Consider the following 2,801-nt stretch of genomic DNA (forward strand, 5'->3'; position numbering starts at 1 on the left):
CTGAAGACACGACGAGCCCAGCGACAAGACATCCAGAAAGGATCTGCGATCGGACCGGCAGCCGCCACCGTCAGCTATTGCGCACAAGATCGTAACTACTTGGTGTCGGTCTTGGTTGCCGATGCGGCTGGTCGCTTGTTCGGTCGGTAGCTGGGTCCGTTCATGAAGACCTGGTGGCTGGTGTTGATCAGCCGGTCGGGCAGGGACTCCGCGACGACGGGGTTGGGGAACAGCGGATACCAGTCGACTGGGCTGCGGTTGGAGGTCAGGACCACGGACTTGGCCACGCGGGTGCGTTCGGAGACCAGTTCGTAGAGGTCGTCGGCCTGGACGGCGGTGAGCTCGCGCATGGCGAAGTCGTCGAGGATGAGCAGGTCGGGACGTACGAGTTCGCCGAGTCGTTTGGCCCAGGTGCGGTCGGCGTGCCCGCCGGCGAGGTCGGCCAGGGCGCGGCTGGTCTTGGTGAAGCGCACGAGTGCGCCGCGGCGGACGGCCAGGTGGCCGAGGGCTTGGGCGACGTGGGTCCTGCCGACCCCGACCGGCCCGTAGAGGATCACCGATTCGCCTGCTTGCAGCCAGCGCAGTGCGGCCAGGTCGCGGATCTGCGCGGCGGGCAGTTTCGGGCTGGCGGCGAAGTCGAACTCCTCGAGGGTCACCTGGTTTTCGAACCGGGCCTTGATGATGCGGCGCTGGATGGCCATGTTCTCCCGGCGGGTGATCTCGTCGTGGCAGAGGACCTGCAGGAACTCCAGGTGTCCCAGTTCACCGGCGTTGGCCTGGATGAGGCGGGCGTCGAGGGTCTGCAGCATGCCGGACAGCTTCAGCGCGCGCAGGCTGTCGTGCAGCGCGGGTTCAACGATGCTCACAAAAGTCTCTTCCTGTGCGGTAGGTCGGTCGGTGCGGTTCAGATGACGTGCTCGGAGTCGCCCAGGCCAAGGCGGGCGGGGCTCGGCGTGGACAGGTCGATCGCGGGCGCCTCGCTCGGGATGGGCAGGGTGACGACGTCCGCGAACAGCCGCGAAGGGCCGTGCAGGAACGCGCCGGCGCCGCCGTCGCCGCTGCCCGGTGCGACCGGCTCGGTCTCCGCTCCCACGGCCAGGATTCCCTTGATCGTGCGGTAGGACGGGTCGCCGACCGCGATGGCCTTGGCGCAAGCGGCCTCCAGCCGCTGCGGCGTGTACTTGGCGGCCAGGCCGACGATGCCTTGGGCGGCCCGCAGCCGGAACACCGCGCCGATCTCCAGCAGCAGGTCGATGACCTCGGCGCAGGCCGGGCCGATGTCTTCGGCTTGGCGGCGGCACCAGTCCGGCGTCCTCACCTGGAACGCGACCTTCTCCGGCGGGTAGTGGCTGGTCAGCGTCTGCTTGCCGGCCGCTTTGCGCACGTGGGTGGCGACCAGCTGGGAGTTGTGGAAGATCTGCACCGTCGACTCGGTGGCTCGGGCGTCGACGCGCTGGCCCAGGTACTGCCATGGCACCGAGTACAGGGTCTTGCCGACCTTGATGTGGATGTCGGGGCCGACCGTCGCCGTCGACCACGACGCCAGCACGAACTGCCGCGCCGGCAGGCTGACCAGTGCCGTGGCCTCGACTGCTTCGAACACCGACAGCGGCGAGGCGCCCTGCAGCGGCCGGCACGAACGCCGCCCGGCGACCTGCAGGCACCAGTCGACCGCGGCCTTACGCATCTGATCCACCGAGGCGAACTCACGTCCGCGCCAGAAGCTGTCACGGATATAGGGCATCGGCCGCTCGACCCGGCCCTTGTCCCGGGGCTTGGCGCGTCGGGCCGGGTCGACCAGGACCCGGTAGTGATCGGCCAGTTCCGCATACGACCGGTTGATCTTCGGGTCGTAGAGGTCGGGGCGGGCCACGCCGGTGGCCAGGTTGTCGGGCACCAGCCGCGCCGCGGCCCCGCCGCAGAACGCGAACGCCGCGACGTGAGCCGCTGTCCACGACTGCTGGTCCATGGTCAGCGTCGGTCTCACGAACATGTGCCTGGAGCAGGTCAGGACCATCACGAACGCCCACACCTTGCGCCGCCGGCCCGTCGCCGGGTCCAGCCACGAGCCCAGCAGGCCGTAGTCGATCTGCGCCTCCGAGCCGGGTTCGACCTCGTCGCGCAGCACGACCACCCGGTCGCGGCGAGTCTCCTCGGGCATGTTGTCGGCGACATACCGCTTGATCGACGCGTAGCTGGCCTGCAGCCCGCGCTCATCACGCAGCCGCTGCCAGATCGTCGCCTGGGTGACCCCCGGCTTGAGCTGCGCCTTGATGTATTCGTGGTGCTCAGCGATCTGCGGCCACGTCGTCTTGCGCAGCCGCGTGTCGACCAACTGCGGGAACCAGCCCATCACCAGCCGCGCCCACTCCGCCTGCGACATCACCGGCCCGCCCGGCGCCAGCCCGGCCTCGATCGCCGGAGCCACGTACTTGCGGACCGTCTTGCGGTCCAGCCCCAGGCTCTCGGCGACCTGATTGATCGACCGGCCCGCATGCCAGTGGATCAGAATCTCGGTCACATCGACCACGACAAACGTCCTCCTCGCCATCAGGTCCCTCGCCCAGCACAGGCGAGAGGAACTTGCTTCTGATCACGAGGACCTCTCAGCCGCTCACTTTCCCATGGGCAATTAACGGCTCTGACGCAGACTTGATGATCGACGGACGCTAATGAGCGTCGGCTGTGGCGGCGTTGTACTGCTGTAGTGAGGTCATTTCATCCTGATTGGCGTCGATGTCGAGTGGTGTAGGGCCAGGATCGCTCGCGCGATGGTGCCGGTCTTGCTGACGGTGCAGCGG

The 2,801-nt window shown here is 68.0% G+C and carries 1 protein-coding gene and 1 pseudogene; both read right to left on the minus strand.

All coding sequences use genetic code 11. From position 1 onward, the window contains the following. Positions 1-95: 95 nt before the first annotated feature. Positions 96-866 (minus strand): IS21-like element helper ATPase IstB, encoded by a 771-nt coding sequence (gene istB / locus AB0J67_RS40430; protein ID WP_363491014.1) that lies wholly within the window; start codon positions 864-866, stop codon positions 96-98. A gap of 230 nt (positions 867-1,096) precedes the next feature. Beyond that, a pseudogene (istA, locus tag AB0J67_RS40435) lies at positions 1,097-2,530 on the minus strand (IS21 family transposase); the annotation flags it as partial. Positions 2,531-2,801 lie beyond the last annotated feature (271 nt).

The organism is Catellatospora sp. NPDC049609 (assembly GCF_040675365.1).
Lineage (GTDB): Bacteria > Actinomycetota > Actinomycetes > Mycobacteriales > Micromonosporaceae > Catellatospora.